The 6,757-nt window shown below is 72.5% G+C and carries 3 protein-coding genes; 1 reads left to right on the top strand and 2 read right to left on the bottom strand.

Annotated features, from left to right (window positions below; all coding sequences use genetic code 11):
• Positions 1-879: 879 nt before the first annotated feature.
• Both ACWGJ2_RS14940 and ACWGJ2_RS14935 read right to left on the bottom strand, forming a co-directional pair.
• A complete protein-coding gene (locus ACWGJ2_RS14940) occupies positions 880-4,422 on the bottom strand; it encodes an alpha-N-acetylglucosaminidase (RefSeq protein ID WP_453346483.1) in 3,543 nt (1,180 codons plus the stop codon).
• A gap of 140 nt (positions 4,423-4,562) precedes the next feature.
• The gene (locus ACWGJ2_RS14935; protein WP_453346482.1) at positions 4,563-5,225 is read right to left on the bottom strand and encodes a LuxR C-terminal-related transcriptional regulator; all 663 of its coding nucleotides are present in this window, start codon (positions 5,223-5,225) and stop codon (positions 4,563-4,565) included.
• A 310-nt stretch (positions 5,226-5,535) separates the two neighbouring features.
• Here ACWGJ2_RS14935 and glnII point away from each other — a divergent pair, with 310 nt between their 5' ends.
• Complete coding sequence (gene glnII / locus ACWGJ2_RS14930) at positions 5,536-6,555, top strand: glutamine synthetase (protein ID WP_453346481.1); 1,020 nt, start codon at positions 5,536-5,538, stop codon at positions 6,553-6,555.
• Positions 6,556-6,757: the final 202 nt, after the last annotated feature.

Raw genomic sequence — 6,757 nt, 5'->3', positions numbered from 1 at the left:
GGCGACAAGTGCGGGTTTCGTTGCTTGCTTTCTCCCGGCACTCGTCGCCACCACTTGCGGGGACACCCCACCACGTCCCCTCCCACCCGGTGGCCGACTCCCGGCCGGTGACCCCACCGCTTGTCCCCATGCTGCGGGCTCGCCCCGTGCCGAGCCGGAGGGGGCCCGGCCACCCCTGTTGTGGGCAGGCGTTCCGCATGGCGAGGGGCACCTCCCAGCGGTAGCTGGGGGAGGGTGGGCACAACCCACCCACCGGCCCGCAGCACGCGAACGAGCCCCCGAGGGGCAACCGAGTAGGCGCACCCCTGCACCGGGGGTGTTGCGCGGGACGGTTGGCCCGTGGAGTGGGGACCGTAGGTCCCGCGCTGGTTGTTGTGCCGCCCCATGGCAAGGAGGCGCACCCCGCGAAGGGAGGTGGGCCACCGGCGGGACGGGGACGGGGCGGGGTGTCCCCGCAGGACGAGCAAGTCACCGGCCGAAAGCCGTAAACGAGACCTTCACGCCGAGGAGACACCCCGGCCCGGCACCGGACACCCCGCACCCACGCGCCCACATCCACAACAGGAACCCGGAATCACGCGGCGCCAGCCGCGTCGTACCGGTCCACACGCCGCGCCGAAGCCACACAGCCGCACCCGACCACGACGCCCGCCGGGCGACGGCGCCAAAAGTTGTGGGCAATCGTCCCGCAAGGCGGGACGGGTGGGCACAACCCGTGCCACCGGCCTGAGCATCGCTGACGAAACCCCAAGGGGCACCCGGAGTGCGCACCCCTGTGAGGGGAGGCGCACCCCGTGTGGGCTTCACCCCGCACCCCGTGAGGGGGCACACCAGCGTGAAGGGGGAACCCTGCGTTTCCTTCCGCGCCCCGCGAAGGGGTTAGTGCCAGGCGCTGAACTCCGCTTGGCCGCGGGCCGCGGAGCCACCGTTCGTGGCGGTCATGAAGAGGCCCGCGTCCATCGCGTCGCTCACCTGGGGCACCTTCACCGTCGCGACCTCGCGCCACGTCTTCCCGTCGTCCGTGGACAGCTCCCCCTTGAACGCGTTGCCCTTGCGCGACAGCCGCAGGGTGACGGGCGCCTTGACGCCGGTGACCCGTTTGTACGTGTCGAGCGTGCCGTCACCGTCGGAGTCGTAGGAGAGGGCGACGCCGTTGGCGGGGGTGACCGCCAGGTTGACGAAGCCGGGGGAGGTGTCGGCGGCGCGCTGCCCCCCGGGCGCGGCCAGCGTGTTGCGGGCGACGAGCCCGGCCCGCGCCCAGGGCCCGGTCGCCTCCTGCGAGGTCACCTTCGCGGTGACCGAGTCCCCGTCGCGCAGCGCCCCCTCGCGGTAGACCGTGCCGAACTCCTCCGTGCCCTTCCACAGGTCCTTGCCCGCGCCGTTGATGGCGAAGCGGTCCTTGAGCTGGCCGAAGACGGCGTCGTTGCTGGTCGCCGTGCGCAGGTTCCGGTCCAGTGGGCCGCCGACGTAGAGGGTCCCGTCGTGCCGCGTACGGACGCGGCTCTCGCCTTCGGGCCCGTATTCGACCGTCAGCTTGTAGGGCAATGGTTCCAGCGGGCGCTTGAGCGGCCGGTCGGGTGCGGGGACGCGCCAGCGGACCGTGGCGCGGGCGCCGGGGCCCACGCGTTTGACGGAGGTGGGGTCCTGGGGCTTGGCGCCGGCGAGTCCGGTGAGGGCGAGGTCGACGGCGCCGGTGGCGCGCAGGCCGTTCTCGTTGCGGAAGACGGCCTTCAGCTCGCCCTCGCCGCCCGCGGGCAGCGCGGGCGGGTCGGCCGTCACGGTGAGGCTGCCCTGGTACGGGGCCTTCGCGAGCGCGTCGTGTACGCGCTGCGCGGTGCGGTGCGTGTCGCCGACGGGGCGCAGCGCGTGGGTGTCCGTCTTCTTCGTCCAGGGCTCTTCCAGCGCGTACCAGTCGAAGCTCTTGGGTGCCCTGTCCTGTTTCAGTGCCTCCTCCAGCTCTTCGAGGTAGGCCCGCCACTGGGGGAGGTGGAAGTCGCCGATAAGGCCGTGCCAGTCGCGGTTGGCGTAGTTCGCGAGGCGCCCGGGGTCGGCGGCCGGGCGGTCGGCCCAGGTGGTGATGAGCACGCGCGCGGTGCGCTCCAGCGCGGCGCGCTCGGACGCGGCGGCCCGTTCGGCCGCGGCGAAGCGTTCCTGCGCGGCGGCCATATCGTCCGCCGTGGCCTGCCCGCCCCCGTCGGTCCAGGCGCCCGCCCAGGCGTCCATCGCGGCGGACATGGGCTCCTCGCGCGCCCGGCCTGGCGCGGCGGAGCCCGCCATGTTGCGTGCCGCCTCCAGCCAGGGGCCGAGCAGGAAGGAGCGGTGCGTGCCGGTGATGTCCTCGCTGAGCTGCATCAGCTTCAGCCAGAGCGTGGCGAGCTTGCGGAACGCGGCCGTGTCCTTGGCGCGGTAGGCGGACTGGAGCTGTCCGATCAGCAGCCAGGAGCGGTTGGCGAGGGACTGGCGGGCGGCGTCGGCGAGGTCGTAGCGGTAGGCGTCGCTGCCGCGCAGCGGCTGCTTGACGGCCAGCAGCCCGGCCAGCGCCCCGTCGAAGTCCGGCAGGTCGAAGGCCGGGGTGTGGGTGGCGAAGTGCGTGCCGGAGCGTGCCTCCAGGCTGGGGCGCGCGGCGAAGATGGAGTCGTGCGGGCGGCCGTCGGTGCTGCTGATCTCGTACGCCGTGTCGCGCAGCGCCGTCAGGGCCCGGCGTGCCGCGCTGTCGTCGCCGCCGTAGCGCAGCCGCGCGTAGTCGTCGAACCACGCCTTGCGGTCGACGGCCTCGCGCCGCCACGCCAGCTCGCTGAACAGCTCGAAGGCGGCGGGGTCGCGGTGGGTGGCCTCGGGCATGTAGGCGGTCCCCGCCAGCGCGCTGCCCTGCCGGTCGCGCCACTGGGTGAAGCGCTCGGTCCACATGTGGGTCTTGGCGCCGAGGGTGGTGCGTCCGCCGAAGTTGGGGATGGTGCCGAACGCGTACGGGACCCCGCCCCAGTCCTTCTCGCGGTCCGTGACGCGCTCCAGGTCGGACAGCCCGTCGACGATGAGCATGCGCTCCTTGCGGGAGACGCCCTCCAGGACCTCGCGGCGGGGGTTCTCCTGCCAGCCGAGGATGACCCAGGTGGCGTCGCGCACGGAGCGGTGCAGCGCGTCCTCCACGGCCCGCGCCGCCTCGGGTACGGGGACGTCGCCCGGGTCGCCGCCCTCGTGGAGCAGGTCCATCTTGACGTGGCCGATCTCGCCGAAGAGCGTGCGCTGGTGGCGGTAGAAGGTGTCGGCGACCTTCCGGAAGACCTTCGTGCGCGGGTCGAGCCAGGCGGGTCTGGGCAGCCCGTTCCAGGTGCCCTGGGGGATGGTGCGCCCGCCGGGGTTGCGCTTGGCGAAGTCGCCGGGGACGGTGCCGAAGTAGCCGGGCAGCACCGGGCTCATGCCCAGTTCGCGCATGCGCTCGACGATCCGCTGCGCCAGTTCGGTGCGCCGCTTCAGCAGCCCGGCGCTGATGGGGCCGCCGTACTCGGCCATGTTCTGGAGCAGCCACCAGGGCTGGTGGCTGGGTGCGGGGATCCAGGCGCGGGCCTCGGCGTCGCTGTAGCCGAAGTCCTTGAGGAGCCGGTGGTACACGGCCTCGGAGCCGACGGTCACGAGCACGCGGTTGCAGCCGTGCACGGCCAGCACGTCGATGAAGCGCTCCCAGTGCGGCCAGTCGGCGTAGGGCGCCGTGTAGCCGTCGTGGGTGTCGTTGAGCGCGAAACGGTGCGGGACGGTGGCCTCGCGCTCGTACGTATCCGCCGGGGCCGGGAGCGTCTTGGGGAGGTCGAGCTGGGTGCCCGCCCAGGAGATGTGGGCCGCGCACGTGTACTTGAGGTACCAGTGCAGGCCCGTCAGTACGGCGACGGGTCCGGTGCCCGCGATCTCGATCGCGCCCGCCGTGCCGGTGACGCGGAAGCGCTCGCGCGGGCCCTGCGCCTTGCGGCCCCGGTCGCTGCCGCCGCCGCCCTTCTCGTCGCTCGTGTCGTCGAACCAGTCGCCGGAGCCGCCGCCGACCCAGCCGTCCGCGTCGCCGCCACCGGTGTCCGTGCCGGAGTCGCCGGTGTCGCCACCCGTGTCCGCGCTGCCGGGGTCGCCGCCGGTGTCCGCGCCGCCCGTGTCGCCGCCCGTGTCGCCGCCCGTGCTCCCCCCGGTGTCGCCGCCCGTGCTTCCGCCCGTGTTCCCGCCGGTGCTCGCGCCTCCGGCGTCCGTCAGCTCGCTGATACGGATCTGTCCGCTGTGGTCGGGCAGCAGCCGCGCCACCGCCTGACGCGCCGGTCCGAGAGTGTCCGCAGCGGGGGCGGCGGCGTGCACCGCCCGTCCGGCACCGATCGCCCTACCTCCCGTCGCCGCCACCGAGGCCGCAACCGCTCCGACTCCCAGGACGTGCCGTCTGCTGAGCTCCACAGTCCTCACCTCTCTCGTCCGGTCGAGGGGTGGGGAAGCGTAATCATGTGATCAACGGCGGTCGAGACCACGCGCGGAAGGTCGGCGGTGGTCTCCCGCGATGGTCTAACCAGGTCATCCGACAGCGCCGGATCCTTCGGCTAACCGGGCCCAGACCCGCCCTTGTCCAGATAGGCCAGTACGGCCAGTACACGCCGGTTGTCGTCGTCGGACGGCGGCATGCCGAGCTTGCCGAAGATGTTGGACGTGTGCTTGGCGACGGCACGCTCGGTGACGAAGAGCTGGTTCGCGATGGCCGCGTTGGACCGGCCCTGCGCCATCAGCTCCATCACCTCGCGCTCACGGGCCGTCAGATTGCCCATCGGCTCGTCCTTCGCGCGGCGCGACAGAAGCTGCTGGATCACCTGCGGGTCCATCGCCGTGCCGCCCTCGGCGACGCGCCGCACACCGTCGGCGAACTGCTCCGCGTCGAAGACCCGGTCCTTGAGGAGATAGCCCACCCCGCCGTTGCCGTCGGCGAGCAGTTCCCGCGCGTAGAGCTGCTCCACGTGCTGCGAGAGCACGAGCACCGGCAGCCCGGGGCGCCGCTGCCGCGCCTCCAGCGCGCACTGGAGCCCCTCGTCGCTGAACGAGGGCGGCAGCCGGACGTCGACCACGGCCACGTCGGGGTCCAGCTCGGCCAGCGCGCGGGTCAGCTCGGGGCCGTTGTCCACGGCGGCGGCGATCTCGAAGTCGTACGCCTCCAGCAGCCGGACCAGCCCGTCCCTCAGCAGGAACAGGTCCTCGGCGATGACAACGCGCACGCGATCTCCAGGGTGGCCGGACTCGGCCCGCCGGCACCGGGACGGACGCCGACGGCGGGACACCGCCGAATCTACCGGGACCGGGGCGAAGCGGTGGCGGCGTGACGGGGCTCATGGAGCGGCCGTACCCCGTCCGAACAGGCGTTTACATCTGGTTCACACAAGAGCAACGGATGAGAAACGGCTGGTTGTGAAGGTGCTTCACGCAGGGCTCGGAGAGTGCCCGCGAGCCCGGAGCCGCCGCACGGCGATCAGTCGGGCAGCGCTCCGGGGCCCGCCCGCACAGCCCCGCACCCGTGAGGACGACACCGTGACCTTCAAGGCCGAGTACATCTGGATCGACGGCACCAAGCCGTCCGCCAAGCTCCGCTCCAAGACCAGGATCCTGGCGGACAGCGAAGAGCTGCCCACCTGGGGCTTCGACGGTTCCAGCACCAACCAGGCCGAGGGCCACGACTCCGACCGCGTGCTGAAGCCGGTCTTCTCCTGCCCCGACCCGATCCGCGGCGGCGACAACCTCCTCGTCCTGTGCGAGGTCTTCAACGTCGACGGCACCCCGCACGCCTCCAACACCCGCGCCGCGCTCCGCCCGGTCGCCGAGCAGTTCGCGGCGCAGGAGCCGATCTTCGGCATCGAGCAGGAGTACACGTTCTTCGAGGGCGACCGCCCGCTCGGCTTCCCCGAGGGCGGCTTCCCGGCCCCGCAGGGCGGCTACTACTGCGGCGTCGGCGCCGACGAGGTCTTCGGCCGCGAGATCGTCGAGAAGCACCTCGATCACTGCCTGGCCGCCGGTCTCTGCCTCTCCGGCATCAACGCCGAGGTCATGCCGGGCCAGTGGGAGTTCCAGGTGGGCCCGCTGTCCCCGCTGGAGGTCTCGGACCACATGTGGATCGCGCGCTGGCTGCTCTTCCGCACGGCCGAGGACTACGGCGTCTCCGCGACGCTGGCGGCCAAGCCCGCCAAGGGCGACTGGAACGGCGCGGGCGCGCACACCAACTTCTCCACCAAGGCGATGCGCGAGGGCTACGACGCGATCATCACCGCGTGCGAGTCGCTCGGCGAGGGCGACAAGCCCATGGAGCACGTCTCGAACTACGGCACCGGCAGCCAGGAGCGCCTGACCGGAGCGCACGAGACCGCGCCCTGGAACGAGTACAGCTACGGCGTCTCGAACCGCGGTGCCTCCGTGCGCATCCCCTGGCAGGTCGAGCAGGAGAAGAAGGGCTACATCGAGGACCGTCGCCCGAACGCCGACGTCGACCCGTACGTCGTCACCCGGCTCATGGTCGACACCTGCTGCACCGCGCTGGACAAGGCGGGCCAGGTCTGACGGTCTGACGGCTCCCGCCGCGCGGCCCGGTCCCTGAGCGGGCGGGGCCGTAGGGGCGGGCGGCCGGGACGTGCGGAGTCCCGGTGCGAACGACGTGGGGGGGGGCGGGGCCGCCCCCCCCAACCCCCCAACCCCCCCCCCCCGGGGGGGCGCGCCCCACCGAAGCCCGCGCCAAATAAAAAAAAAAAAAAACACCACAACA

It is taken from the genome of Streptomyces sp. NPDC054796, assembly GCF_053611545.1.
This window is presented reverse-complemented; position numbering and strand designations above follow the sequence as displayed.